Below are 690 nucleotides of genomic sequence, written 5' to 3'. Positions count from 1 at the left end.
ACTATTTAGTATTATGAGCTAATCAAACATCATAAATTTTTATGGAGAGTTTGATCCTGGCTCAGGATGAACGCTGGCGGCGTGCCTAATACATGCAAGTCGAGCGAACAGACAAGGAGCTTGCTCCTTTGACGTTAGCGGCGGACGGGTGAGTAACACGTGGGTAACCTACCTATAAGACTGGGATAACTTCGGGAAACCGGAGCTAATACCGGATAATATTTCGAACCGCATGGTTCGATAGTGAAAGATGGTTTTGCTATCACTTATAGATGGACCCGCGCCGTATTAGCTAGTTGGTAAGGTAACGGCTTACCAAGGCGACGATACGTAGCCGACCTGAGAGGGTGATCGGCCACACTGGAACTGAGACACGGTCCAGACTCCTACGGGAGGCAGCAGTAGGGAATCTTCCGCAATGGGCGAAAGCCTGACGGAGCAACGCCGCGTGAGTGATGAAGGTCTTCGGATCGTAAAACTCTGTTATTAGGGAAGAACATACGTGTAAGTAACTATGCACGTCTTGACGGTACCTAATCAGAAAGCCACGGCTAACTACGTGCCAGCAGCCGCGGTAATACGTAGGTGGCAAGCGTTATCCGGAATTATTGGGCGTAAAGCGCGCGTAGGCGGTTTTTTAAGTCTGATGTGAAAGCCCACGGCTCAACCGTGGAGGGTCATTGGAAACTG

General features: G+C 49.9%; 1 rRNA gene. It reads left to right on the top strand.

Annotated features, from left to right (window positions below):
* Positions 1-38 precede the first annotated feature (38 nt).
* Positions 39-690, top strand: a 16S ribosomal RNA gene (locus tag AC1RRU_RS12570); the annotation flags it as partial.

Source organism: Staphylococcus sp. GW821-FHT11H10 (genome assembly GCF_058807855.1).
Note: the sequence above shows the minus strand (reverse complement) of the source record. Positions and strands in the feature narration are given on the sequence as shown.